Below are 26,019 nucleotides of genomic sequence, written 5' to 3'. Positions count from 1 at the left end.
GACGGAACTTCATCACATCAGCACCTCGGCACGGTGTCACACCCATCCACAGCAGCACCCAGCACACGAATACCGCACGGAGGCACGCATGTGGAACCTGCTCGACAACGACGAGATCTTCCCATCAGACGCACGCAAGACTGCACAGACGCAGGCTTCGAACGTGCTGCCGATCTTCGGCGCCCTCGAGGACGAGGGCCCGATGGGTTGGCAGGAGCGCGCTCTGTGCGCCCAGACCGACCCTGAGGCGTTCTTCCCCGAGAAGGGCGGCTCGACCCGCGAGGCCAAGAAGGTGTGCACCGGGTGCGACGTGCGCTCCGAGTGCCTCGAGTACGCACTGCAGAACGACGAGCGCTTCGGCATCTGGGGCGGCCTGTCCGAGCGGGAGCGGCGCAAGCTCAAGCGGCGTGTCGTCTGACCCTCGTAGGTCGCCGGGGCGTGTCGCTCCCGGGCTCCCGCTGGGGCTGACGCACCATGTTCCGAGCATGACTGACACGCTCCAGCCCGTGGATGTCCCCACGGCGACCTCCTCGACACCGGTGACGACGCCGGTGTCGGCGGTCGTCGTCACTCACGGCCGCACCCCGTACCTCGAGACGACGCTCGTCGCGCTCGCGGCGCAGACGCGTCGCCCTCTGCGCGTCTTCCTCGTTGACGTCTCCCAGGCCGCCGACGAGTCCGTCGGGCCGATGTTCCAACGGATCTTCGGCGCCGTCGTCGACTCCCCGACGCCCTCTCTCTACCTCGTGCACGCTCCCGGAGCCCGCACCTTCGGACACGCCGTGCGGCGCGCGCTCGCGACCGAGGTCGGTCCCACCACGACCTGGTTGTGGCTTCTGCACGACGACAGCGCCCCCGCACCCACGGCACTGGCCGAGCTGGTGCGCGCGGTCGGCCGCGCGCCCTCGGTGGCCGTCGCGGGCGTCAAGCAGCGGACCTGGACGGATCCGGAACGTCTGCTCGAGGTGGGCCTTCGTACCTCGCGCTCCGGTCGCCGCATGACAGACGTCGAACCGGGGGAGCTCGACCAGGGTCAGCACGACGGCCGCGACGACGTGCTCGGGGTCGGCCTGGCTGGCGCGTTGGTGCGGCGTGACGTGTGGGAGCACCTGCGCGGAACCGACCCGCTGCTCGGACCCTTCGGCGACGGCTTCGACCTGTCGCGCCGGGCACGCCTGGCGGGGCACCGCGTCATCGTGGTCCCGTCAGCCGTCGTGCGACACGCACAGGCCGGCTACCTCGGGCTGCGCACCGCAGGCGGGTCGGGCGCCACCGCTGTGCCGACCGACCTGGACGGCGACGGCGAGGACGACGCGGCGGACCCTAGGCGCTCGTTCGACGCACGCCGCCGCGCGCTCGTGCACAGCCGTCTGGTCGCGGCGCCGCTCGTGCTCGTGCCGGTGGTCGCGGTACTCGCGCTCGTGGGGGCGGTCGTCCGGTCGCTGTGGCAGCTCGCAGCCAAGGAGCCGGGCCTCGCGGTCGACGAGCTGCGCTCGGCACTGGTCGCGATCGGCCGGCCTGCCGGTGTCGTCCGGGCCCGGGCGCGCGCGACGCGCACCCGGCGGCTGCCCCGACGCGCGCTGCGACCGCTCCAGGCGGGGCTGCGCGACGTCTGGTCGCAGTCGCGCGACCGGCGTCTCGCACGTGCGGAGGTCCGGCGCGTCGTCCAGGCGCCCAGCGAGCTCGAGCTGCGCGAGCTGGCCGCCCTCACGACCAAGCGCCGCACCACCCTCGCCGTCCTGGCAGGCGGGCTCTCGATCGTCACGGCGTTGGCGCTCGGCTCTCTGGTGGCCCCCGTGGTCGGCGGTGCGCGGCTCGTCGGCGATGCTCTGCTGCCGACCACCGCTCGCCTCGGGGACCTGTGGAGCGCGGCGACCTCGGGCTGGGTGGCCGGGGGCCTCGGGACGCCCGGGCCCGCCGACGCGCTGCTGACTTTGCTCGTCGGTCCGACGGCCGCCACGGGCGGGTCCTCGTCGGCCGCCGTCGGGCTGCTCCTGCTCGGGTCGGTCGTGCTCGCCGGGACCGGCGCCTGGGCCGCGGCAGGCGCGGTGACGCGTTCCGTCGGCGTGCGTGCGTGGGCGGCACTGGTCTGGGCTGCGGCGCCGACGCTCCTGCTCGCACTGGGCGCGGGCCGGCTCGGGGCGGTCGTCGCACACGTGGCGCTGCCGTGGGTGGGTCTCGGGCTTGCGCGAGCGGTCGGCGTGCAGCGCGTCGACCAGGTCCTGTCGGGGTTGGTGACGGCTCGGCACGCCGACGCCGACGACATCGACCCTGCAGGGCCGGTTGCGGCCGAGATCCCGCACCAGCGCGTGCCCACGCACTCCGGGCCGACCCCCGCGGTCCCGTTGGCCGAGCCCCTCACGCTCGTGGGTGCGCCCGACCCGACGGGGTCGATCGCCGCAGCGGCGGGTGCCGCGTTGGCATTCGCTGTCGTCGTGGCCGGAGCCCCTGTGCTGCTCGTCCCGGGTCTGCTCGCGCTCTGCATCGTCGCGTTGTGCGCACCACGCCGCCGCGGACGCGTGCTGCTCGCCGCCGTCCCGGCGATCGTCCTGCTGGCCCCGACCCTGGTGGAGGCGGCTCGCCGCGGTCTGCCCGGGTGGCGCCTGCTCGTCGCCGACCCGGGACTGCCGGTTGTGACCCCCGCAGCCGACCCCCTCAGCCGGCTGCTGGGCGTCCCGTCCGATCCGAGCACCCTCGTCGGTGCAGTGCTGCCGTCGGGTGTCGCGAACGCGCTGCCGCTCGCCACAGGTGCCGTCGTGCTCGTCCTTGCCGTGCTCGCCCTCCTGCGCGGCGCCCCCGCGGCTCGCGCCGTGCGCGGCGCCTGGCTGGTCGCCGTGACCGGTCTGGCCACGGCGTCGGTCGTCGTCCTCGTCCCCGTGGCGCTCGACGGTGGGTCACTGGTGCGCGGCTGGTCGGGCCCGGCGGTCTCGCTGGCAGGCGCTGGACTGCTCACCGCGGCGGTGATCGGCACCGACCGCCTGCGTGAGCGGCTCGGCAGCTACTCGTTCGGCGTGCGCCAGGTGCTTGCTGCTGCGCTGACGTTGGTCGCCGTCGTCGTGCCGCTGGCCTGGCTGGGTACGTGGACCTGGCAGGCACGGACGGGTGACGCGGTCGCACTGAGCACCCTCGACGGACCGATCGTCCCTGCGGTCGGGCAGCAGGCGCAGAACTCGCCGGCAGCATCCCGGGTCCTCGCCGTGAGCGCGACGCCGGAGGAGGGCTCCGGCCCGACGGCAACCTGGCAGCTCATGCGGGGGGACGGGCCGGCCCTGGTCGACCAGGCCGCCGCCGCCTGGACCCGCACGCTGGACGGGGACCTCACGGACCCGACCGTGGCCCCGGACGACGCCGCGACACAGGAGGTCGACGCCCTCGTCGCACGTCTCGCGACCGCGGCGAGCGGTGACGTCGCCGGCGAGCTCGGCTCGCTCGGGGTCGCCGACGTGCTCGTGCCAGCCCTTCCCCAGCGCACGGCCGACGACCAGGTGGCCAGGGCTGCGCGCGACGAGCTGGTCAGCCGGCTGGACGCCACCGCGGGGCTCGAGCGCGTCACCGTCAACGCGGCGGGCACCCTGTGGAGGGTCCAGGCGACCGCCCCCGGTGCCGGCGCGGCTGCCCCGGTCGTGGTGTCCGCGTGGGCCCGTCTGGTCCCCTCGGGAGCCGATATCGCCGACCCGACGGTCGCCGCGGTCGCAGTGCCCTCGTCCGACCGCTCCGTCCACGCCCGTGTTCCCGCGGGTGACGCCGGCCGGCATCTCGTTCTCGCGGAGCGTGCCGACCCGCACTGGCACGCCTCGCTCGACGGTGCACCGCTGCGCGCGCTCCAGGACGGATGGCGACAGTCCTTCGACCTCGGCGCCGGTGGCGGCGACCTCGTCGTCCGATACGACACCCCTGATCGGACCCCGGTGCTCGTCGTCCAGTCGCTCGTCCTGCTCGTCACCCTGCTGCTCGCGGTACCGGTCCGCCGGCGTCGCGGCGCCCGGAGCTGGAGCGGACGCTCATGACCGATGCAGAGGTCTCCCGTTCGCACGTCTGGCTGGGACGCACGGCGCGCGCTGCCACGGGGCTCGTGGTGCTCGGGCTGACGGTCGCGGTCGTGGCGGCCGGGACGCGCCTGCCTGATGGCGACGACCCGGCGGTGCCCGCGACCCGGGTGCCCGTCAAGCCGTCGGCGACGACGCTCGTCTGCCCCGGGCCGCTGATCCTGCCCGACGACACGGGTCGCGGCGACGGTGCGTTCGACCCGACACCGGTGGACCCGATCAGCACGGTCACGGCGGTCACCTCGTCCCCCAGCGGTCCGGGCGCGGTCCTCCCGCTGGACCGGTCGACGACCTGGGCGACCCTGGCCGCGGACGGAGACGCAGTCCAGCTCCCGACCGTGGGGGTCCCCTCGATCGTGCGAGCCGACCCGACCGACGTCCCGGCCCGGGTCGCGGCGGTCGGCAGCGGGCTCGTCACGGCAGGCGACCTGCGAGGTCTGGCCGCGGCCTCCTGCCAGCAGTCGACCGGCGACGCCTGGCTCCTCGGAGGGGCGACCGATCTGTCGAGCACGGCGCAGCTGGTCCTCGACAACCCGGGGACGACACCGGCGGAGGTCGCGCTCGAGGTCTGGGGGCCCAACGGCACGGTAGACCTCACCGGCGAGCGGTATCTCGTGGCGCCTGGAGCGCAGCGCGTGATCGTGCTCGGCGGCATCGCGGCGGAGCAGCGCCGGCTCGCGCTGCACGTCGTCGCGACAGGCGGACGCATCGGTGTGCACGTGCAGGACTCCGCGCTCGACGGCTTCACTCCCGGCGGCACCGAGCTCGTGGTGCCGGGTGCGATGCCCTCGACGCGCCAGGTGGTTCCAGGCATCTCGGTCGTCGCGTCCACCGTCGACGACCCGCACGCTCCCGCCCTACGGCTGCTGGCACCGGGCGACGCTGCGACGACCGCGACCGTGACGCTCCTCGGACCGGACGGAGTCCTCGAGCTGCCCGGTGTCGACACCGTGGCGCTCGCGCCTGGCGAGGTCACCGACGTCCCGCTCGGCGGGCTGCCGGCGGGCGCCTACACGGCCGTGGTGGACTCCGACGAGCCGGTGATCGCGTCGTCGGTGATGTCACGCCCCGGTTCGCTCGGTGAGCTCGACGACTCGCCGAGCGTCGAGCGTGCATGGGCGGCGTCGACCGCGCCCGGGCGCGCCGGCCTGGTCGCTCTTCCTGCGGGGACGCAGGGCACGCTCGTGCTCGCCGCCGTGTCGAGCGCGAAGGACGTCACGGCCGGCGGCGCGGCGACAGGACGCCTCAGGCTGCTCGGGCCCGGGGGAGCGGTTGTGGCAGAGCGGACGGTGAGCATCCCGGCGGGCACCACCAGCGCCTGGACGCTCGACGAGCTCGCAGCGGGCACGGGCGCGGTTGCGCCCGCGGATCCCGCCGCTGTCGCTGCGCCGCACGCCGGGGTCGTCGGTGTCGACCTGCTCAGCGACCAGGGTGCGGGGGTGACGCTCGCCTGGGTCGTGGTCGCGGAGGCGCCACAGGCCGACGGGACACTCTTCTCGGTCCTCGACCCGGTCCCGGTACCGGACACCGCGCCGGACGTCGCGGTCCGCGAGGATCCACGACTTGGTACGTACTGAGGCGCTCAGGAGGCTGCGCGCAGCTCCGAGCGTTCACGCAGGCGCAGGCCGAGCGCAGCCGCCTTGCGGACCGGCCACTGGTACCAGCGCGGATAGCGGCGCCCGACGTACCGAGCGGCGCTGGCGTGGTGCGCGGAGATCATCCGCGCAGGTCTGGCGCGCCACGACGTGCCACCCACGTGCGTGACGCGTGCCTGCGGGACGTACAGGTTGGTCCATCCGGCGCGACCGAGGCGCTCACCGAGGTCGACGTCTTCGAAGAACATGAAGTACGCGTCGTCGAAACCTCCGACCGCCTCGAACGCCTCTCGGCGCACCAGGAGGCAGGCGCCCGAGAGCCAGCCCGCGGCCCGCTGCTGCCCGGCGGCCTCCTGCTCGGCGCGGTACCGACGCGTCCACGGGTTGCCCGGCCACACGCGGACGAACAGCGCGTGCCCGGCACCCTGCGTCAGCGACGGCAGCGCGCGGGCGGACGGGTACACCGTGCCGTCCGGGTTGAGCAGGGCCGGGCCTGCGGAGCCGGTCCGTGCGTCGACGGAGGCGGCGGCGACCAGCACGTCGAGTGAGCCCGGCTCCCACTCGAGGTCGGAGTTCGCGACGAGGAGCCACGGCGACGCGCACGCCGCGGCACCCGCGTTCACGGCGCCCCCGTAGCCCAGGTTGGCGCCGGTGACCAGCAAGCGGGCGCCGAACTCGTCGGCCACCGCTCGCGACACGCTCTGGTCGGTGCCGTTGTCGACGATCACGAGGTCGACGGGGTGGGCCGAGGCGGTGGTCAGGGTGCGGGCGAAGGTCGCGAGCTCGTCTCCGGGATGGAAGACGACGCAGACGACGCGAACGGGGGGATCTGTGCTCGGGACAGAGGGGTTCGGGACAACGGGGCTCATCGTGGCGACAGGTTAGTGCGAGTCGCGGTAGTCCGGGTCCACGTCGTCGGGAGAGCGGCCGAGCAGATGGGCCACCTGCTCGACGACGACGTCGCGCACGAGGTCGGCCATGTCGAACGGGTCGCCGGCGCGGGACTCGACCGGCCGCCGGTAGATGACGATGCGGGCGGGCAGACCCGCGTCGGACGGAAAGTAGCGTCCGAGGGGCACCCCGCCGCGTTCCCACGGTGCCGGGTTGGAGGGCGGGACGTCCTCCACCGCGAACTCGGTTCCCGAGAGCTGCTTGGCCCAGTGACGCTCGATCCGCTCGACGGCGTCGAGCACGAGGTCGTCGAAGCGTTCCGCCCGGGTGCGGTAGGCGGGCATCGTGCTCGGCATGAGCGGCCCTCGTGGGCCCCGCCCGCGCCGGTCGCGACGACGTACGGGCTGCACCGCGACCGACGGCACGGCCATGGTGCGTCGACCGACGCCGGCGGTGCGGCGGGCTGGTGGTGGGGACGCGGGACTCACCTCTGAACTGTAGATCGCGGGTCCGTGTCGGCGTGGGGAGCGCGGCGTGTCGTGCCCCAGGGGTACCGTCAGCCCGTGAGATCTGTGAGGCAGTGCACGCGCACGGCGTGCGGCCGTCCGGCGGTGGCGACGCTGACGTACGTGTACGCCGACTCCACCGCGGTCCTCGGCCCGCTCGCGCAGCAGGCGGAGCCGCACTCGTACGACCTGTGCATGGAGCACGGCGAGCGACTGACCGCTCCCCGGGGCTGGGAGGTCGTCCGGCTCACCCCCGAGTTCACACCCGCTGCACCGAGCCGCGACGACCTGCTGGCGCTCGCGGACGCCGTGCGTGAGGCGGGTCGTCCAGCTCAGCCCGACCCGCTCCCGGAGGCAGTGGGCTCGGCTCTGGCGGAGGCGCCCCGGCGCGGGCACCTGCGGGTCCTGCGAGGAGAGGGCTGACGTGGCCCGCCGCAAGGGTGAGGCTGCCCGGGCGCGTGCTCAGCAGGCGACCGAGCCGCTCGGCTCGATCAGCCAGCCTGGCGGTCCGGCCATCCCCGGCACCGCAGCGTGCCTGCGGTGCGGCGAGACGCAGATGACCCGGATCCGGATGGCGCTGACGTCCGGCAAGCAGGTGCTCTTCGTGTCCTGCCCCGCGTGCGAGCAGCGCAACTGGTTCCCGCTCGACGGCGACGGCGCGCCCCTGTCCCGGGAAGAGGTCATGGGCGGCGAGACGCAGGACTAGGGCCGATTCCCCGCCGGGTAGCATGACGCCCGTGACTTCCCCTGCAGCCGACCGTGTCGATCTGTCTGCCCTGATCAAGGCCTATGACGTCCGGGGTGTCGTCCCCGAGGAGCTGAACCCGGCGGTCGCACGAGCGATCGGCGCCGCGTTCGCCGACGTCGTCGTGATCCCCGAGAGCGAGGGTCGGGCCCGCGTCGTCATCGGCAACGACATGCGCCCGTCCGGTCCTGAGCTCGTCGCGGCCTTCGCCGAGGGCCTCTCGCTCCGTGGCGTGGACGTGGTCCGGATCGGGCTCGCCTCGACGGACGGGCTCTACTACGCGTCGGGTGCGCTCGACATCCCGGGTGCCATGTTCACGGCCAGCCACAACCCGGCGAAGTACAACGGGATCAAGCTCTGCCGCAAGGGTGCGCGCCCGGTCGGCCAGGACAGCGGCCTGACCCAGGTCCGCGAGCTCGCCGGTGACTACCTGGCGAGCGGCGAGATCCCGCTGGTCGGACCGGAAGAGATCGGCACGATCTCCGACCAGGACATGCTGACCGACTACTCGCAGTTCTTGCGGTCGCTGGTTGACCTCTCCGGCATCCGACCCCTCAAGGTCGTGGTCGACGCGGGCAACGGCATGGGTGGCTTCACAGCCCCGGCCGTCCTCGGCACGGGTGCCGGCCTGCCCGAGCTGCCGCTCGATGTGGTCCCGCTCTACTTCGAGCTCGACGGCACGTTCCCCAACCACGAGGCCAACCCGCTCGAGCCGGAGAACCTGCGCGACCTGCAGGCAGCGGTCGTCAAGCACGGCGCCGACATCGGCCTGGCTTTCGACGGCGACGCGGACCGGTGCTTCGTGATCGACGAGAACGGTGACCCGGTCAGCCCCTCGGCGATCACCGCTCTGGTCGGCCTGCGTGAGGTGGCGCGCGAGCGTGCCGCCGGGCGGACGCCGACCGTGATCCACAACCTCATCACGTCGCAGGTCGTGCCCGACCTGCTCAGCGCAGCGGGCGCGACGACGGTTCGGACCCGAGTCGGCCACTCGTTCATCAAGGCGGAGATGGCGCAGAACGACGCGGTCTTCGGGGGCGAGCACAGCGCGCACTACTACTTCCGCGACTTCTTCTTCGCGGACACCGGCATGCTGGCGGCGTTGCACGTGCTCGCCGCGCTCGGGGGTCAGCCGCACCCGCTGTCGGCCCTGGCCGAGCAGTTCCAGCCGTACTCCGCCAGCGGTGAGATCAACTCCCGGGTGACCGACGTCCAGGCCGCGCGGGAGCGCGTGATCGAGGCGTACGTGACCACGCAGGGCGCCGGTCCGGTGACGGTCGACGAGCTCGACGGGCTGACGGTGTCGCACTGGGACGGCCACCCCCAGTGGTGGTTCAACCTGCGTGCCTCGAACACCGAGCCGCTGCTGCGCCTGAACGTCGAGGCGGCGGACGAGGACATCATGGAGAAGGTCCGTGATGACGTCCTCGCACTCGTGCGGCAGGACGCCTCATGAGTGACGACGCGCGCGTGCTCGCGCCCTGGGCTCGTGACCTCCTTCGCTGCCCCGTGACCGGCGCGACCCTTGTGGACGGCGTCGGGCCCGACGGTGAACCCACACTGGTCTCCACGGATCCTGACGACCCCCTGGCGTACCCCGTGCGCGACGGCATCCCGGTGCTGCTCGTCGACGAGGCTGTCCCCGTCCGGCGCGGCTGATGGCGCACGAGGGCGGCAGTACCCGAGCCATCCTGGCGGCGCTCGCGGCCAACCTGGGCATCGCGCTCACCAAGTTCATCGCCTACCTGCTGACGTTGTCCAGCTCCATGCTGGCCGAGTCGGTGCACTCGCTCGCGGACTCCGGGAACCAGCTGCTCCTGCTGCTCGGTGGCAAGCGGGCCCGACGTGAGGCCGACGCCGCCCACCCGTTCGGCTACGGCCGTGAGCGGTACGTCTACTCGTTCATCGTGTCCATTGTCCTGTTCTCCCTCGGTGGCCTGTTTGCCCTGTACGAGGCCTGGCACAAGTGGCAGGACCCGCACCCCATCGAGGGGCGCTGGTGGTGGGTTCCCCTGGTCGTCCTGGGCGCATCCATGGTGCTCGAGGGCTTCTCGTTCCGCACCGCGATCATCGAGTCCAACCACACGCGTGGTGACCAGTCGTGGGTCTCGTTCGTGCGGACCGCCAAGGCGCCCGAGCTGCCGGTCGTGCTGCTCGAGGACTTCGGCGCACTCATCGGCCTGGTCCTCGCGTTCTTCGGTGTGTCGCTGACCCTCATCACGGGGAACGGGAAGTTCGACGCGCTCGGCACGGCGGGCATCGGCATCCTGCTCGTCCTGATCGCGATCGTGCTCGCCATGGAGACCAAGTCGCTGCTGCTCGGCGAGTCGGCGACCGCCAAGGACGTCGACGCGATCACCACCGCCCTCGTCGGCCCGGGGGTCGCGTCGGTGATCCACCTGCGCACCCTGCACCTGGGTCCGGAGGAGCTGCTGGTGGCAGCCAAGATCGAGGTGGACGGTGCGACCAGCGCCGCCGACGTGGCCGCCGCGATCGACGCGGCGGAGACTCGCGTGCGCGCAGCCGTCCCGATCGCACGGGTCATCTACCTCGAACCGGACCTGCGCAGGGCCGTCGAAACCTCGGCGTAGGGCCGTCGCGCGGTTAGCATGGCCGCGACGGCGTGGGTGATGCCCGCAGACCGAGAGGGGTCGCGCCGGCGTGAGTGTCCCGTCCTCGGACGGTCCGCTCCGCTGTGCCTATCGACTGCCCATCGCTGCGCACCCGTCAGGAGTGAGATGTCCACCTTCTCCGAAGCCCCCGGACGCTACAAGGTCCGCGACCTGTCACTGGCCGAGGCCGGCCGTCACCAGATCCGGCTCGCCGAGCACGAGATGCCGGGACTCATGGCGCTGCGGGCCGAGTTCGGCCCCACCCAGCCGTTGGCCGGCGCCCGCATCGCGGGTTCGCTGCACATGACCGTGCAGACCGCCGTCCTCATCGAGACCCTCGTCGCGCTGGGCGCGCAGGTCCGTTGGGCGTCGTGCAACATCTTCTCGACGCAGGACGAGGCTGCCGCCGCGATCGTCGTGGGGCCCAGTGGCTCGGTCGACGAACCGACCGGCGTCCCCGTGTTCGCGTGGAAGGGCGAGTCCCTGGCCGAGTACTGGGACTGCACCGAGCAGATCCTCGTCTGGCCCGGGGGAGCCGGCCCGAACATGATCCTCGACGACGGTGGCGACGCGACGCTGCTGGTGCACAAGGGCGTCGAGTACGAGGCGGCGGGCGCGGTGCCGAGCAACCCGGTTCCCGGCGACGCGGACTACTCCGAGGAGCTCACGGTCATCCTCGACACGCTCCGGGCGTCCCTGGCCGCCGACCCGCAGCGCTGGACCACGATCGCCGCGGCGATTAAGGGGGTCACCGAGGAGACCACGACAGGCGTGCACCGCCTGTACCAGCTCGCCGAGGCGGGCGGACTGCTGTTCCCGGCGATCAACGTCAACGACTCGGTCACCAAGTCGAAGTTCGACAACAAGTACGGCATCCGCCACTCCCTGCCGGACGGCATCAACCGCGCCACCGACGTGCTGATGGGCGGCAAGGTCGCGTTCGTCGCGGGCTACGGAGACGTCGGCAAGGGTGCTGCGGAAGCCTTCAGGGGCCAGGGCGCGCGCGTCATCGTGTCCGAGGTGGACCCGATCTGCGCGCTCCAGGCCGCGATGGACGGCTTCCAGGTCGCGCGTCTCGACGACGTCATCGACCAGGCGGACTTCTTCATCACGACCACAGGCAACAAGGACGTCATCTCCGCGGCGCAGATGGCCGCGATGAAGAACAAGGCCGTCGTCGGCAACATCGGGCACTTCGACAACGAGATCGACATGGCCGGCCTGGCCGCCGTCCCGGGGATCACGCGCACGGAGATCAAGCCGCAGGTGCACGAGTGGACGTTTCCCGCGGACGAGGGGCGTCCCGAGCGGTCGATCATCGTGCTGTCGGAGGGGCGTCTGCTGAACCTGGGCAACGCGACCGGCCACCCGTCGTTCGTCATGAGCAACTCGTTCTCCAACCAGGTCATCGGCCAGATCGAGCTGTTCACCAAGCCCGGGGAGTACGGCCGGGAGGTCTACCGGCTGCCCAAGGTGCTCGACGAGAAGGTGGCGCGCCTGCACCTCGACGCGCTCGGAGTCAGGCTCACGGAGCTGACCAAGGTGCAAGCCGAGTACCTGGGAGTCGACGCTGCCGGCCCGTACAAGCCGGAGCACTACAGGTACTGACGGGCGACGTCAGTCGACCGGGTCTGGGATGCCGTGCGGGAGCCGGTGCAGCTGCATCGCCTCGACGGCGTCCCGGTGCCCGGCCCTCTCCAAGGCCACGAACTCCCGGTTCCGACGCTCGGTGAGCACCGCAGCGAGGAACGCCTCAGGGTGGGTACCCGACGGGGGCAGCGGGTTGACGTAGCGCTGCACCTCCTCGCTGAGCCGGGTACCCAGCTGCACCCGTGAGGTCGGGTGCAGGGTGGCCGTGCGACCGAGGAACTGGCGAGCGGACAGCGCCAGGCCGTCGGGCAACCGGGCGATGTCCGAGCTGGCCGCCCAGCCCGCGAGCTGCGCCGGCATCGACAGTGGCGGCCGCTGTGGGGCCGATCCCCGGACCCGGACGGCGTAGGTCCCCGCCAGGAGATCCCCGACCCGCTTGCCCTGCGGGTTGACGGTCGACGTGATCAGGGCGACCGATCCGAACGTCAGCCAGAGCTCGACGATGCCGACGAGCGCCCGGACCAGGGACTGACGGAAGACGATCGGGCCGCCGTCGTCCCGGACGATGCGAATGCCGAGGGCCAGCTTTCCGAGCGACCTGCCCCGGGTCAACGTGTCGACAGTCGTCGGGATGACCACCGTGATCGTCGCGATGAAGACCACGCTGGTGATCCGGGCGGCTTCCTCCGTGGTCGGCGAGATGCTGGAGAGCACGATGATCAGGAGGAACACGACGACGCCGAGAACCAGGAGGTCGAGGAGCGCCGCGAGCAGGCGGACGGCCGAGGACGTCGGCCTCGCATCGAGGACGACACCCTCGCCGATGACGATCCCGTCCATGTTCGCCATGCTCGCCCCCATCCATCCGTCCCCGCGTGCATCCACAGCCTTCCGGCCGGGCTCCTGCCGCAGAGTAGCCGCTGGCAGCGCGTGCAGGATGGCAGGCTGTGCACATGGACCTCGACGCGTACGAGCGGGTGCGCGCAGGCGCGTGGGCACGGCTCGACGAGCTCGCGCGTCGCAGGCGGCTCACCGGAGCCGAGGTGGACGAGCTGGTCCGCCTCTACCAGGCTGCCGCGACCGATCTCTCGGTCATCCGGTCCAGCGCGCCGGATCCGGTCACTGTCGCGAGGCTCTCCCAGCTCGTGGCCCGCGGGCGGGCGGCGATCGCAGGGTCGCACCAGGCCGGGTGGCGGGACGTCACGCGGTTCGTCGTCGTCTCGCTCCCGGCCGCGCTCTACCGCATCCGCTGGTGGACCGCGGCGGTCGCGCTCGGCTTCGCCGTCCTGGCCACCGTGTCCGGGGTGTGGGTGGCCACCCAGCCCGAGGCTCTCGCGCTCATGGGCACCCCTGCCGAGCAGCAGCGGTACGTGGACGACATGTTCCAGCAGTACTACGAGCCGGGACCCGGGTTCGCCGCGATGGTGTGGACCAACAACGCGTTCCTCACGGCGGTCTGCGTCGCGACCGGGATCACGGGGATCGGTCCGCTGTACTTCCAGGTCAGCAACGCGATCGCCGTCGGTTCGACCGGCGGGATGATGGCTGCGCACGGACAGCTCGACGTGTTCCTCCAGTCGATCGCCCCCCACGGGCTCCTCGAGCTGACCTCGGTCTTCGTCGCGGGTGCCGCCGGGCTACGGATCTTCTGGACGTGGCTCGTGCCTGGGCCCCGCACCCGGTCGCGCGCGCTCGCTCAGGAGGGTCGCGCCTTCATCACGGTCGCGATCGGGCTCATCGGCACCCTGGCGGTCTCCGGCCTGATCGAGGGCTTCGTGACAGGGTCCACGCTGCCGTGGTCCCTCAAGATCACGCTCGGTGCGATCGCCGTGACCCTCTTCTGGGTCTACACGATCGTGCTGGGACGGCGAGCGGTCCGCGACGGTGAGACCGGTGACCTCGAGGACGACCGCGCCGGGTACGTCCTGGCCATGGCCGGCTGAGCCGGGCAGCGTGGTCAGTCCTCCACGACGACCCGGTGCGCGACGGCATCGTCGGCCATGAACCGGACGAAGGCCTCCGCCTCGTCCTCGACGAGCCTGCGGTCCGCGGCCGTCACCGGCGCGAACGGGCGGACGGTGAGCGTCGCAGGGGCGTCGCGTTCCCGGGACACCGCCCATGTGCCGGCCACCCGGCCGTCGAGCAGAAACGTGGGCGGGACGACGCCGTTCGACGTGGCGAGCGAGCGACGATGCTCCTCGGAGATGATCCGGGTCCGGTCCGCATGTCCCAGCAGGACGTTGTCGAGGTCGGGCAGGAAGCGCACCGGCGCGGGCGTCCCGGGGTCCGGAAGCGGCCCATCAGGCACATCGAGAAGCTCACGCGGTCGTACACCGCCGGGAGGCGGATCCGCCCGGTACCGCACGAGCTGGTCGCCCAGACGGTCCACGACAGCACGGAGACCCCTGAGCCCCGACCAGTTCTGGACGTCCGCGACGGACGCAGGACCGAACGCCCGCAGGTAGCGGAGCACGAGTCGCTCGTGCTCGCGCTCCAGGACGTCCGGTTCGGACAGGTCTGCCGACGCGGTGCCGAACCATGCGTCCGCGGTGGTCCATGTCGTCGCACCCGATCTGCCCCAGACACCTCGTGGCGGAACCTGCACGAGCGGAAGGGTGCCGCGGGCGGCGTACGCGAGCGTGCTGGGCGCAACCTGCGGCCAGCGTTCCGCCAGCAGGCGGCCGAGGTCGGTGGTGACGCGCGGCTCGAGCTCGACCAGAGTGCGGGCGACCGCGGTGACCTCGCCGACGTCCACGCCCCGCAGCCCCGCCGCGTGCTGGACGTTGACCTCGAGGTCCCGTGCGTACAGCGGAGCCATCAGCGCGGGCAGGAGCAACGCGTCGTCGCGCGTCACCAGGTGGATCGTGCCGCGCATCACCGCGATGCGGGCAACCGTCCTGTCCCAGATCGCATCGCCCAGCTCGGCCGGGCGGAACCCGCTGACCCGGCTCCACAGCCCCACGTACGGCGACCAGGCGTTCTGCGCCTGCTGGCCGACCAGGTCTTCGACCACCTCGAGCGCGGGCCCGCTGTGCCGATCCAGAAGGTGCTGTCGCGCGAGGAGCGCTCGGTTGAGCTGTGCGGAGGAGAGCAGGTCGCCGGGAACGGGTGCAGCCACATCGGTCTCCTGTCTCGGATGTCGGCCTGGCCTGCGGTCGATGTTGTCCGCGGCCAGACCGATGCTCAGAGCCGGCCGGCCGCCTTGAGGGCGAGGTACCGGTCTGCCAGCTGAGGTGCGAGGTCGTCGGGGAGGGCGTCCAGGACCTCGACGCCCCGCTGGCGCAGGCGGGCCGCCACCGCCGCACGTTCGAGGCCCACGCGCTCGGCCGCGGCCGCGTCGAACATCGCGGCCGCGTCCTGCCGGCCAGTGCGCAGGTCGTCGACCTCCGGGTCGGCGACCGACGCGAGCACCACCTGGTGCCGCTCGGTGAGCTGGTTCACGACGCCCAGCAGCCCGTGCTCGACTGCGGCGGGATCGAGCGCGCTGAGCAGCACGACGAGGGCCCTCTGGCTCAGCCGCTGGCGCACCTGCGCGACGACGCCCGGCCAGTCGGCCTCGATGAGCTGCGGCTCAGCGAGCGAGAGCACGTCCGCGAACGCAGGCATCACCCGCGGACCGCTCTGACCGGCGACCCGGCCGCGCACGGTGCGGTCGTAGACGATCAGCTCGACCCGGTCGCCCGCGCGGGTGGCCAGTGCGGCGAGCAGCAGCGCGGCCTCGATCGACGCGTCGATCCTGGGTGCGTCCTGGACCCGGACCGCCGAGGTCCGAGAGGTGTCGAGGACGATCAGGACGCGTCTGTCGCGCTCCGGACGCCAGGTACGGACCACGACGTCGGCCCTCCGGGCGGTCGCGCGCCAGTCGATCGAGCGCACGTCATCGCCGATCACGTACTCGCGCAGGGAGTCGAACTCCGTGCCCGGACCCCGCACCTGGACCGCGGCACGGCCGTCGAGCTCACGCAGGCGGGCGAGCCTGCTCGGCAGGTGCTTGCGGGATGCGAACTCCGGCAGCACGCGCAGCCGACCGGGCACCGTCAGCGAGGCCTGTCGACCCGCGACGCCCAACGGGCCCACGGTCCGGATCGTCACACGGTCGGCGTGCGCGTCCCCTCGCCGGGTCGGTGCCAGGACCGTCGAGACCCGACGACCCTCGCCTCGTGGGACGAGAACCTGGTGCCGATTCTCGTCGGCACCGCTCGACGGCGGCCACGCGTCGCGCACGAGGGCACGCAGGCGTCGGCGACCGAGGTTCGTCAGCGTGAGCGTCGAGCGTGCGGTCTGCGACATGCGGATCGACGACGGCACCTCGCGGCTCACCGCGACCTGCCGTGGGGACGCGGCGAGCACGGCGTCGAGCGCGACCACCACGACGACGAGCACGGCCCACAGCAGCACCGTGCCGGTCGCCGGGAACAGGACCACCGCAACGATCCCGGCCGCCGTGAGCGCGACCGCCCGCCAGGTGATCGCCATCAGCCCCGTGCCTGCGTCATCGAGGGACGGGCACGGACGCGAGGACCGTGTCGAGGACGCTCTCCGTGCTGACGCCCTCGAGCTCGGCCTCGGGTCGCAGCTGGACACGGTGGCGCAGGGTCGGGTGCGCCAGCGCCTTGACGTCGTCCGGTGTGACGTAGCTGCGGCCCGAGAGCCAGGCCCAGGCCCGCGAGGTGCCGAGCAGTGCCGTCGCGCCGCGCGGCGAGACACCCAACGACAGCGACGGCGAGCGACGCGTCGCCCGGCAGACGTCGACCGTGTACCCGAGGACCTCGGGCGACATCTGGACCTGGGCGACCTCGGCGCGAGCCGCAGCGAGCATGGACGCCGAGGCGACCGGTCGTACTCCGGCTGCGCGCAGGTCTCGCGGGTCGAAGCCGGCAGAGTGCCGACGAAGCACCTCGATCTCCTCGTCGCGCTCCGGAAGCCCGAGGACGAGCTTGAGCAGGAAGCGGTCGAGCTGGGCCTCGGGCAGCGTGTACGTGCCCTCGTACTCGACCGGGTTCTGTGTCGCGATGACGAGGAACGGGTCCGGCAGGGGGCGAGGTGTCCCGTCGACGGACACCTGCCGCTCCTCCATGGCCTCGAGCAAGGACGCCTGGGTCTTGGGAGGAGTCCGGTTGATCTCGTCGGCGAGGAGGAGGTTGGTGAACACCGGTCCCTCGCGGAACGAGAACTCCGCCGTCCGCGCGTCGTAGACCAGCGAGCCAGTGACGTCACCAGGCATGAGGTCGGGCGTGAACTGGACGCGCTTCGTCTGAAGGTCCAGTGCCGCCGAGAGCGTGCGCACGAGCAGCGTCTTGGCGACCCCGGGGACGCCCTCGAGCAGCACGTGCCCGCGGCACAGGAGTGCGATGACGAGTCCTGAGACCGCCGCGTCCTGCCCGACGACCGCCTTGGACACCTCGGCGCGGACCGCTGCAAGCGCCGCTCGGAGCTCCTGCGACGGGCCGGTCTGCGCGGGGCGTGCTGCCGTGGCAGCCGGGGGCGCAGCCGCAGGTGCGGCACTCGGGTACCCGCTCGACGGCACGGCACCCGACCCGGCTGGTGCAGCAGCGTGCGGCGGTGCCGGTGGCGGCGTGGCCCCGTACGGGGACGGGGCAGGGGGCGCCGTCTGCGGCCACTGCAGGCTGTCGTCGCTCACGATCGGTGAACCTCGCTCTCGAGATGGTCCAAGTCCCGCGCCAGCTGCGCGAGACCGTGGTCGTCTGTGGGGGGCGGCCCGTACAGGAGCGCCTCGATCTGCCCGGGACTGCGTCCGGACGCCCGGGCCAGGGCGTCGATGACCACCTGGGGCGGGGCCGAGCGCGGCAGTCCGAGCCGGGCGCACGAGCGCGCGGTGGCACCCGCGCGCAGGGCCGCCGCAGCATGTCCGAAGGAACCGGAGCGGCGGTACAGGCGGCCGCGCCCGCGGGTCGTCTCGCCCGCGCGCACGACGACCGGCATCTGTTCGGTGACGATGCGGCCGAGGCGACGTCCGCGCCACAGCGCTGCTGCCGCCGCGACGAGCAGGAGCTGCAGGCCGATGAGGCTGACCAGCGGCGGGACGACGTCCGTGATCCCGGGTCCGCCGGACTCGAGCGGGTCCTGGTCGTCGGCCGACGGGATGTACCAGACCAGCACCTCGTGCCGGCCCAGCGTCCGAAGCACGAGGGCGGCGTTTCCCTCGTCCGCGAGCCGCTCGTTGGTCAGAGGCTCCGTGTCGGCGAGGACGGCGACGCGCTGGTCGTCGACGTTGGTGACGGCGTACGCCCCGCCGGTGCTCGACGACGTGCCGGGCGCGGGGAAGCAGACGACGGCGTCCGAGCCGAAGGCGAGCACGGAGCCGCTGGCCGTGATCGTCCCGGCGGCGACGGCGTCAGGATCGTCGCACTCCGCGGTGCGCGTCTCGACGCCGCCAGAACCGTTCCCGTAGCCGAGGGACTCGGTCAGCTCGCTGACCGCCCAGCTCGCGTTGACGAGAACGAGGTCGGCACCCGTCTCTCGAAGCACGTCGGTGTGCTCCGTGTCGATCAGCTGGTCCCCGACGAGCAGGACGGTCGTACCCGGTCCGGCGAGCCGCTCGACGTCAGTGATCCGGCGAACGTAGTGGACGTCGACACCTTGCTCGCCCAGGATCTGCGCGGCTGCGCGTGCGCCGGCCGGCAGAGGGTTGTCGGGCGCGAGCGGCACCGTCGAGGTGACGGGCTGCGGGAGGGCCGCGAGCAGGGCCACCAGGCACAGCAGCCCGAGGATCCCGAGGGGCAGCCGCCATCGGCGCCAGCGGGACGCCGCACGTGAGCGTCCCGTGGTCCCGTCACCGACCACAGCCTCCGCCGGTCCTGCGTACACGCTCACGAGGACACACCGACAGCATCGCTCGCGGTCCGTGCGCGTGCCACGGGCCGTGCTGCGCGGACCCGCGTGTCGAGGTCGCGCAGACGGTGGTCGTCCGCGGCGCTCGCGGCCTCGTGGCCGTAGGCGACCGCATCGAACAGGTAGCCGGCCGTGACCAGGTCGCTGCCGAGCTCAGGGAGACGACCGGCCGCGGCGTCGGCGGCCTCGTGCGCCGTGCGCGCCGCGCGCTCGTCCAGCACCGTGCGCTCCTCGAGCCCACGCACGATGGCGCGGAAGCGCTCGACCACCGCGAGCGTCCAGTCCTCGGCGCCGGCGGCCGCGTCGGCTGCACGTCGGATCTGGTCAGACGTCCGGACGTCGTCGGCGTCGAGGACGCTGCGTTCGGACGCGACCCGGCGAGATCGTCGGACCGGCCCGTTCACGATGAACGCGACGGCGACGACGGCCGCGATGACGGCGACCACCAGGAGCAGGACGACGGGGCTCGGGAGCCCGGTCGCGGTGACGCCGGAGAGCTGTTCGGAGAGCCACTCGATGATGCGGTTCAGCAGCGAGGGACGCTGGTGGTACACCGGGTCCGCGAGCTCCTCGGTCGCCCAGCGCTGCGCCGTCGTGGCATCCGGGTCGACCGGGATGGTGACGGGCAGGCGTGCTGCGCCGATCACCGCCCAGGCCGACAGGGTCACGCGGTCTGCTCCGCTGCGCGCGCCAGCTCGACGTCGAGCCCTTCGCGACGCATCCGCACGTCGACGTACAGCAACGCGGTGACGGCGGCGACGAAAGTCGTCGCAAGGGTCAGGGCGATGACGTTGGCCACCCCGTTCACGGCGATGGACGCGAACGACCTGCCGGCGGTGTCGCCGAGGAACAGCTGCCCGAACATCTGCGCCGGGACCGTGAAGATCGCGGTGATGATGTTCGCCAGGATGTTCGTCAGCAGCCAGATCCCGAACAACCGCCAGAAGACGCCGCGCGTCAGCCGCCACGCCCGCCTGATCGTCGACCAGAAACCCTTGCCCTCGAGCATCAGCGCGGGTGCGACCAGAAGCGTCCGCACGCTGACCCAGAACGTCGCGATCACGTAGGCGATCAGGCCCAGCACACCGAGCAGGATCCCGATCCCGAGGTTCCCGCTCGCGCCCAGGAGCGTCACGACGCCGACGCCCAGGCCCAGGACCAAGGACACGATGAGGGTCAGGAGCAACGAGAACCCGACGACGAGCCAGACACGCCCTCCCTTCAGCACCTCCCGGACGGTCACGACCTGGCCGAGGACCGACCGGCTCACCGAGACGATCAGCAGACCCGTCAGGACGGTGGTGGCGAGCGCCGTGATCGGCAGGCCGGACAGCTCCCCGACCATCGCGCTCAGGGTCGAGTCCAGCCCGGCGACGCCCTGCGGATCCAGCTCGGCAGCCAGGTCCGTGAACTGCGTCGATACCAGGCCCTCGACGTACCAGGAGATGAGCGACTGCAGGGCGACGGCGATCGTCACCACGATCGCGGACATCCCGAACATGACCTTCGGGTTCGCCCTGATCGCCCGGAAGGCGCCGTCGTAGATCTCGCCGAGGCCGATCGGTCGCAGCGGGATGATCCCCGGCTGCAGCGCGGGCGGTCGCCAGGACGCACCCGGTGGCGGCGCCATCGGCTGTCCCCATCCGGGTGCGACGGGCGGCTGCCCGCCCCAGCCTGGTGGTGGGGTCGGCTGCTGCTGCCCGTACGCCGGAGGCTGGGGGTACCCGGACGGAGGGACCGGCTGCCCGTATCCCGGCGGCGGTGTCGGCGAGCCGTATCCGGGCGGCGGTGTCGGCGAGCCGTATCCGGGCGGCGGTGTCGGCGAGCCGTATCCCGGAGGCGGTGTCGGCGAGCCGTATCCCGGCGGTGCGGAAGCTGCGGGGGGCTGCGGCGCGGTGCCGGGGCCTGTCGGGTCGACCCAGGCCGGAACTTCCGGCGCGTCGTCGTGCGGGCTCGTCATACGAGCACTGCTCCCTCGGCTCGGTGGTTTTCGCGAGGAGCTGGACCCGGCCCCCGCGGAGGAATCATCGTGCCATGGGGGAGCTGCGCGGGACGCGCGACCGGGTGATCTGTGGGCGGCGTGCCGCATGGCGGACACGAACGGGCCGAGACCATCGTCGTGTGATGCGAGAATGCGCGCATGAAGGGACGCGTGCTGGTGGTCGACGACGACACCGCGCTGGCCGAGATGATCGGCATCGTGCTGCGGTCCGAGGGTTTCGACCCGGTGTTCTGCGAGGACGGTGACGAGGCGCTCGGGGTGTTCCGGGCGACGCAACCGGACCTCGTCCTGCTCGATCTGATGCTGCCCGGCAAGGACGGGAACGAGGTCTGCCGGCAGATCCGTGCCGAGTCGGGCGTGCCGATCGTGATGCTCACGGCCAAGAGCGACACGGTCGACCTCGTCCTCGGGCTCGAGGCCGGCGCGGACGACTACATATCCAAGCCGTTCAAGCCCAAGGAGCTCATCGCCCGCGTGCGCGCGCGGCTCCGGCGCAGCGACGAGCCGGCGCCTGAGCACCTCTCGATCGGTGACGTCTCGATCGACGTCCCCGGCCACCGCGTGTCCCGCGGTGGCAAGCCCGTCTCCTTGACGCCCCTCGAGTTCGACCTGCTCGTCGCGCTGGCCCGCAAGCCGTGGCAGGTGTTCACGCGCGAGGTCCTGCTGGAGAAGGTCTGGGGATACCGGCACGCGGCGGACACCCGTCTCGTCAACGTCCACGTGCAGCGGCTCCGCTCGAAGATCGAGAACGACCCTGAACAGCCCGAGATCGTCGTGACCGTGCGCGGAGTCGGCTACAAGGCGGGCGTGGCTTCGACGTGACGCTCGTGCCGTGAGAAGGGCGGCGACGTCGTGCGTGTGAACAGCGCGTGGCGGCTCGTTCGGGCCCGCACAGCGCGGCGGGTGCGTTCGGGCGCCCGGACGTGGCGGTCCTCCCTGCAGGTCCGCGTGATCACGACGACCATGGCGATCGGCCTGGTCGCGCTCGCGGTGATCGGTGTCTACGTGAGCCAGCGCATGCGTGACGGGTTGTTCACCGCGCGTGTGGACCAGGTGCTCGTCGAGAGCGCGCGCTCGACGCTCGTGGCGCAGGCGACCTTCGATGCGTCCACCGCCAACTCGGGCACCGACGTCCAGCGTCTGCTGTACGTCGTGGCTCGCGCGCAGCGTGCCGGTGGCTCGGGGGAGCGCGAGGTGTTCCTGCTGCGCGCACCTGGCCAGAAGGGCGGCGGGGTCGCGCTCAACGGGGCGGCGTCCACGTTCTCCCTCGTCGGCCTGGTGAGCCCTGAGCTCCGGGCGGCGACGGCGACGGGGGGCCAGCACTGGCAGTCCGTCGCCTGGCCCGTCGAGGTCGGTGAGGAACCTGCCGTCATGGTCGGTCAGGACGTCGAGGTGCGTGGCGTCGGCACGTACCAGCTCTTCTTCCTGTACAGCCTCCAGTCCGAGCAGGACCGGCTCGACTTCCTGCAGCGCACGCTCCTGCTGGCGGCCATCGCGCTCGTCGCCCTACTGGGCAGCATGACCTGGCTGGTCACCCGGCAGGCGGTACGGCCTGTGCGCCGGGCCGCCGAGGTGGCCGAGCGGCTCGCGGACGGCCACCTCTCCGAGCGGATGCCCGAGCGCGGTGAGGACGAGATGGCGACGCTGGCTCGCTCGTTCAACGAGATGGCGGCCAGCCTGCAGGACCAGATCCACCGCATGGAGGAGCTCTCGACGCTGCAGCGGCGGTTCGTCTCGGACGTGTCGCACGAGCTGCGCACCCCGCTGACCACGGTGCGGATGGCCGGCGAGATGATCTACGCGGCTCGCGGGAGCTTCGACCCTGCGGTGAAGCGCTCGGCCGAGCTGCTGCAGACGCAGCTCGACAGGTTCGAGGAACTGCTCGCGGACCTGCTGGAGATCAGCAGGTTCGACGCGGGCGCCGCGTTGCTCGAGGCGGGCGGGCGCGACGTGCGTGACGTCGTCGTCTCGGCCGTCGACCACGCCACCCCGCTCGCGGAACGCCGGGGCACGTGGCTCCAGGTCACCGTCCCCGAGAAGTCGTGCGCGGCCGACATCGACCCGCGCCGCGTCGAGCGGATCCTGCGCAACCTTCTGGTGAACGCGATCGAGCACGCCGAGGGAACGTCGGTCGAGGTGACGGTCGGCGCAGACGCGCACGCCGTCGCGGTGACGGTCCGCGACCGCGGCGTCGGGATGACCCCTGACGAGGCACTGCACGTGTTCGACCGGTTCTGGCGCGCCGACCCCGCGCGGGCACGGACCACGGGCGGCACCGGACTGGGCCTGGCCATCTCGCTCGAGGACGCCCACCTGCACGGCGGCTGGCTCGAGGCGTGGGGGCGCCCGGGCCGCGGTGCGTGCTTCCGTCTGACGCTCCCTCGGCGCGCGGGCATCCGGCTGACCGACTCGCCGCTGCCGCTGGTGCCCGACGAAGGCCCGGTGGTCGAGGCCATGCAGGTGCCGCTCGTCCGTGGCAGTACCGATCCAGCGGCGTTGCCGGACCTGACGGTCGGACGGTCGGACGACAGCCCGGAGCCCGTCGACGAGCCACAGGAGGTCCGATGAGAACGAACCGGATCCGAACCACCAGGCTCGGCGCGCTCGCGGCTATCGTTCTGCTGCTCGGCACCGCCTGCGCGGCGATCCCGACCTCGGGTGCGGTGCAGAAGAGCGAGATCACGGTGGTGACGCCGTCCGACGTCGACGTGATCGCAGCAGGCCCTAGTCCGGACGACACGCCGCAGCAGATCGTCGACGGTTTCCTCACCGCGAGCGCCGCCGGGTTCTCCGACGACTTCGAGCGGGCCCGCGAGTACCTCGCGGGCGAGGCCAAGGCGAGCTGGGAGCCACTCTCCGGGCAGGTCGTCGTAGGGCCGATCCGGTGGGGGCCGAGCACGAGCGAGGCACAGGTTGTCGGCGACGTCCCCGTGCACGCGCGGGTCGACGGCGACGGGCAGTACGTCGAGGCGCCACCGAACGCCATCGAGTCCGTCACGTTCGACCTGGTCCAGGACGACGACGAGCAGTGGCGGATCTCCGTGGCACCGGACGGGCTGATCCTGCAGCAGCCCGACTTCGAGCGGACGTTCCAGTCGACGCCGCTGTACTTCCTGTCGCCTGACAAGACGTTCCTCGTACCTGACACGAGGTGGCTCCCGAAGAAGAACCTCCAGACCTACGTGGTGCAGGAGCTTCTCGCCGGTCCGGCGGTGTGGCTGCGCGACGCGGTGACCACGGAGATTCCTGAAGGTGTGGACCTGAACCCGGAGGCCGTGCTGCTCGGCCCGGACGGTGTGGCCCACGTCGGGCTGAGTCCTCAGGTGGTCGTCACGAAGGCCGACCGTCGACTCCTGCTCGCGCAGATCGACGAGAGCCTGCGCCAGGTGCCCGGGGTCGGTTCCGTGGAGGTCACGGCAGTGGAGGCCGGTGGGAACGCAGCGACCGACGGTGTGCCGCTCGTGGGCGACCCCGCGACGCTCGAGCGCGGGACCGCGCCGTCGGGGAACGTCGAGTTCCTCCAGGCGGACCGGCTCGTGTACCTGTCGCGTGACGAGGTGTCGCCCGTGCCGTCGGTCGGCACGCTGGAGGGGCTCGACGCCAGGAGCCCTGCGAGCAACCTCGACGGCTCGCTGCGGGTGCTGCTGTCCGGACCCGGTGCGCTCGTCACCGCACCCACGACCGACACGCCGGCGACGACGCTCTACACGGGCACCTCGCTCGCTGCGCCCTCGATCGACCGGCTCGGCTGGATCTGGACGGCGTCGGCGGACGACGGGATCGTCACGGTCAAGGTCGGCTCCCAGGACGTCGCCGTCCAGGCCGACTGGCTGAAGGGCCGGACCGTGCGAGCCCTGCGCGTCGCGGCCGACGGCACCCGCATCGCCGTGGTCTCGGTCGGTGCCGACGGTGTCTCGATCGACGTCGCGGGGGTCATCCGCGACGAGTCGGGCGCTCCGCAGCGCATCGGGTCTCCGATCCGGGCGGGTGCGTCCGTGGTCGACGCGACGGAGGTCAGCTGGGTCGACGAGTCCACGCTCGGGGTCCTGGGGCGGAGCACGGGCAACGTCACGGTGCACCGGGTCCCGGTCTCCGGACCGACGACGTTGCTCCCGGAGGTCGCCGAACCGACGGCGATGGCCGGTGGCACCGTGATCTACGTGACGACGCAGGACGGCAGCCTGCGCCGGTCGGTGGGCTCGACGTGGGCGCCCGTGGCGGGGGTCACCGGGGCGTCCTACCCGTCGTACCCCGGCTGAGCCGCCCTCAGCCCGGGGCTGACGCGGCGAGGGCCGTGATGCGTCGGGCCTCGGCGGTGACGCCGACGATCGTCGGATGGCTTCCCCTTTCCGCGACCTCCTCGGGCTGGTGCTGCCCGTGGAGTGCGCCGGGTGCGGGGTCGACGACCTCGCATGGTGCCCGAGCTGTGCCGGACGGCTCGCGGGCACGCCGTGGCGGTGCGACACCAGGGTTCCGCGCCTCGACCGCATGGACGGACGGGGACCTCTTCCGGTCTGGACGCTCGCCGACTGCACCGGCGACGTGCGACGGGCGATCATCGCGTGGAAGGACCGTGGTCGCGCCGATCTGAGCGCAGCCTTCTCCCGGGCGATCGCCGACCAGGCCCGGCAGGTCGCCGACGAGCTCGCGGCCTGGGCGCCGATCGTCGTGGTCCCCGCGCCGTCGACAGCGGCGTCCCGCAGGCGCCGCGGTGGCAACCTCGTGGACACGCTCGCGTCGGGCGTCGCCTCCGGACTGCGCGCGGCGGCCGTCCCCGCAGAGGTCGCGCCGGTCCTGCACCGTGCCCGCGGAGGCGACCAGGTCGGCCTCGGCGCCCGCGACCGTGCTCGGAACCTCGCGGGTCAGCTCTGGGTCCCTGATCGCCGGACGCGGGATGTCGCGGGTCGTCACATCGTGCTCGTCGACGACGTCCTGACCACGGGGGCGACGTTCGCAGCGTCGCGCAGGGCGCTCGAGCGCGCGGGGGGTGTCGTGGTCGCGGGTCTGACCCTCGCGTCGACGCCCGGTTCGGGGCGACCGCCGGCGCTGCCACCGCGGTCTGCTGTCCACACCTCGGACGCGCGGGGGTGATCCCCGGCGCGGGAGTGGTCTCAGATGGGTCACGGGGTTAGCGTGTGACCAGAGCCGGCGCCGAGCCTGGACAGACCTCACGGGTCTTC

General features: G+C 72.4%; 23 protein-coding genes. 14 read left to right on the top strand and 9 right to left on the bottom strand.

Annotated elements, in window-relative coordinates; translation table 11 throughout:
• Positions 1-88 precede the first annotated feature (88 nt).
• The 3 genes from N553_RS22585 to N553_RS0112870 all read left to right on the top strand — a co-directional run bounded on the left by N553_RS22585 (position 89) and on the right by N553_RS0112870 (position 5,623).
• Complete coding sequence (locus N553_RS22585; RefSeq protein WP_034621879.1) at positions 89-418, top strand: WhiB family transcriptional regulator; 330 nt, start codon at positions 89-91, stop codon at positions 416-418.
• Positions 419-485: 67 nt separating this feature from the next.
• Positions 486-4,007 carry a glycosyltransferase gene (locus tag N553_RS0112875; protein WP_028046860.1) on the top strand — a complete coding sequence of 1,174 codons (3,522 nt, stop codon included), beginning with the start codon at positions 486-488 and terminating at the stop codon, positions 4,005-4,007.
• Entirely contained in the window at positions 4,004-5,623 is a 1,620-nt protein-coding gene (locus N553_RS0112870) for a DUF5719 family protein (RefSeq protein WP_028046859.1), read from the top strand. The genes N553_RS0112875 and N553_RS0112870 overlap by 4 nt, the downstream gene beginning before the upstream one ends.
• Before the next feature lie 5 nt (positions 5,624-5,628).
• On the opposite strand, the gene N553_RS0112865 is transcribed toward N553_RS0112870, so the two are convergent.
• Both N553_RS0112865 and N553_RS0112860 read right to left on the bottom strand, forming a co-directional pair.
• Positions 5,629-6,510: a glycosyltransferase family 2 protein gene (locus N553_RS0112865; protein ID WP_028046858.1), complete on the bottom strand. Its 882-nt coding sequence runs from the start codon at positions 6,508-6,510 to the stop codon at positions 5,629-5,631.
• 12 nt (positions 6,511-6,522) lie between these two features.
• The gene (locus tag N553_RS0112860; RefSeq protein ID WP_231505258.1) at positions 6,523-7,020 is read right to left on the bottom strand and encodes a metallopeptidase family protein; all 498 of its coding nucleotides are present in this window, start codon (positions 7,018-7,020) and stop codon (positions 6,523-6,525) included.
• A gap of 75 nt (positions 7,021-7,095) precedes the next feature.
• Between N553_RS0112860 and N553_RS0112855 the strand changes: the two genes are divergently transcribed.
• From N553_RS0112855 to ahcY, 6 genes are all read left to right on the top strand, one after another.
• Positions 7,096-7,461 carry a DUF3499 domain-containing protein gene (locus N553_RS0112855; protein WP_028046856.1) on the top strand — a complete coding sequence of 122 codons (366 nt, stop codon included), beginning with the start codon at positions 7,096-7,098 and terminating at the stop codon, positions 7,459-7,461.
• Position 7,462: 1 nt separating this feature from the next.
• Complete coding sequence (locus N553_RS0112850) at positions 7,463-7,744, top strand: hypothetical protein (protein ID WP_028046855.1); 282 nt, start codon at positions 7,463-7,465, stop codon at positions 7,742-7,744.
• Between the two features lie 22 nt (positions 7,745-7,766).
• Positions 7,767-9,239: a phosphomannomutase/phosphoglucomutase gene (locus N553_RS0112845; RefSeq protein WP_028046854.1), complete on the top strand. Its 1,473-nt coding sequence runs from the start codon at positions 7,767-7,769 to the stop codon at positions 9,237-9,239.
• Positions 9,236-9,442, top strand: a complete 207-nt coding sequence (locus tag N553_RS0112840) for a Trm112 family protein (protein WP_028046853.1) — start codon at positions 9,236-9,238, stop codon at positions 9,440-9,442. The genes N553_RS0112845 and N553_RS0112840 overlap by 4 nt, the downstream gene beginning before the upstream one ends.
• Complete coding sequence (locus tag N553_RS0112835) at positions 9,442-10,374, top strand: cation diffusion facilitator family transporter (protein WP_028046852.1); 933 nt, start codon at positions 9,442-9,444, stop codon at positions 10,372-10,374. Before N553_RS0112840 ends, N553_RS0112835 begins: the two co-directional genes overlap by 1 nt.
• A 147-nt stretch (positions 10,375-10,521) precedes the next feature.
• Positions 10,522-12,003, top strand: coding sequence for an adenosylhomocysteinase (gene ahcY / locus N553_RS0112830; protein ID WP_028046851.1), 1,482 nt, complete (start codon positions 10,522-10,524; stop codon positions 12,001-12,003).
• Between the two features lie 9 nt (positions 12,004-12,012).
• Here ahcY and N553_RS0112825 read toward each other — a convergent pair whose 3' ends face one another.
• Positions 12,013-12,834: an RDD family protein gene (locus N553_RS0112825; protein ID WP_081844541.1), complete on the bottom strand. Its 822-nt coding sequence runs from the start codon at positions 12,832-12,834 to the stop codon at positions 12,013-12,015.
• 104 nt (positions 12,835-12,938) lie between these two features.
• Between N553_RS0112825 and N553_RS0112820 the strand changes: the two genes are divergently transcribed.
• The gene (locus N553_RS0112820) at positions 12,939-13,928 is read left to right on the top strand and encodes a stage II sporulation protein M (RefSeq protein WP_028046849.1); all 990 of its coding nucleotides are present in this window, start codon (positions 12,939-12,941) and stop codon (positions 13,926-13,928) included.
• 14 nt (positions 13,929-13,942) lie between these two features.
• Here the strand turns inward: N553_RS0112820 and N553_RS22580 are convergent, their stop codons facing one another.
• The 6 genes from N553_RS22580 to N553_RS0112790 all read right to left on the bottom strand — a co-directional run bounded on the left by N553_RS22580 (position 13,943) and on the right by N553_RS0112790 (position 20,467).
• Positions 13,943-15,103: a winged helix DNA-binding domain-containing protein gene (locus N553_RS22580; RefSeq protein ID WP_034621874.1), complete on the bottom strand. Its 1,161-nt coding sequence runs from the start codon at positions 15,101-15,103 to the stop codon at positions 13,943-13,945.
• A 65-nt stretch (positions 15,104-15,168) separates the two neighbouring features.
• Positions 15,169-16,461 (bottom strand): DUF58 domain-containing protein, encoded by a 1,293-nt coding sequence (locus N553_RS0112810; protein WP_028046848.1) that lies wholly within the window; start codon positions 16,459-16,461, stop codon positions 15,169-15,171.
• A gap of 16 nt (positions 16,462-16,477) precedes the next feature.
• A complete protein-coding gene (locus N553_RS0112805) occupies positions 16,478-17,626 on the bottom strand; it encodes a MoxR family ATPase (RefSeq protein WP_231505257.1) in 1,149 nt (382 codons plus the stop codon).
• Entirely contained in the window at positions 17,623-18,819 is a 1,197-nt protein-coding gene (locus N553_RS0112800; protein WP_028046846.1) for a DUF4350 domain-containing protein, read from the bottom strand. Before N553_RS0112800 ends, N553_RS0112805 begins: the two co-directional genes overlap by 4 nt.
• On the bottom strand, positions 18,816-19,505 hold the full coding sequence (locus N553_RS22575) for a DUF4129 domain-containing protein (protein WP_231505256.1): 690 nt from the start codon (positions 19,503-19,505) through the stop codon (positions 18,816-18,818). Before N553_RS22575 ends, N553_RS0112800 begins: the two co-directional genes overlap by 4 nt.
• Positions 19,502-20,467, bottom strand: coding sequence for a glycerophosphoryl diester phosphodiesterase membrane domain-containing protein (locus N553_RS0112790; protein WP_231505255.1), 966 nt, complete (start codon positions 20,465-20,467; stop codon positions 19,502-19,504). Before N553_RS0112790 ends, N553_RS22575 begins: the two co-directional genes overlap by 4 nt.
• Positions 20,468-20,977: 510 nt before the next feature.
• Between N553_RS0112790 and mtrA the strand changes: the two genes are divergently transcribed.
• The 4 genes from mtrA (at position 20,978) to N553_RS0112770 (ending at position 25,930) form a co-directional block, all read left to right on the top strand.
• Positions 20,978-21,661 carry an MtrAB system response regulator MtrA gene (gene mtrA, locus N553_RS0112785; protein ID WP_028046844.1) on the top strand — a complete coding sequence of 228 codons (684 nt, stop codon included), beginning with the start codon at positions 20,978-20,980 and terminating at the stop codon, positions 21,659-21,661.
• 36 nt (positions 21,662-21,697) lie between these two features.
• Entirely contained in the window at positions 21,698-23,407 is a 1,710-nt protein-coding gene (gene mtrB / locus N553_RS22570) for an MtrAB system histidine kinase MtrB (RefSeq protein ID WP_369796712.1), read from the top strand.
• Positions 23,404-25,098 carry an LpqB family beta-propeller domain-containing protein gene (locus tag N553_RS0112775; protein WP_034621870.1) on the top strand — a complete coding sequence of 565 codons (1,695 nt, stop codon included), beginning with the start codon at positions 23,404-23,406 and terminating at the stop codon, positions 25,096-25,098. Before mtrB ends, N553_RS0112775 begins: the two co-directional genes overlap by 4 nt.
• Positions 25,099-25,174: 76 nt before the next feature.
• On the top strand, positions 25,175-25,930 hold the full coding sequence (locus N553_RS0112770) for a ComF family protein (RefSeq protein WP_028046842.1): 756 nt from the start codon (positions 25,175-25,177) through the stop codon (positions 25,928-25,930).
• Positions 25,931-26,019: the final 89 nt, after the last annotated feature.

Source organism: Cellulomonas sp. URHE0023, from assembly GCF_000688475.1.
Lineage (GTDB): Bacteria > Actinomycetota > Actinomycetes > Actinomycetales > Cellulomonadaceae > Cellulomonas.
The sequence above is the reverse complement of the archived record's forward strand: the minus strand, read 5'-3'. Positions and strand labels throughout refer to the sequence as shown.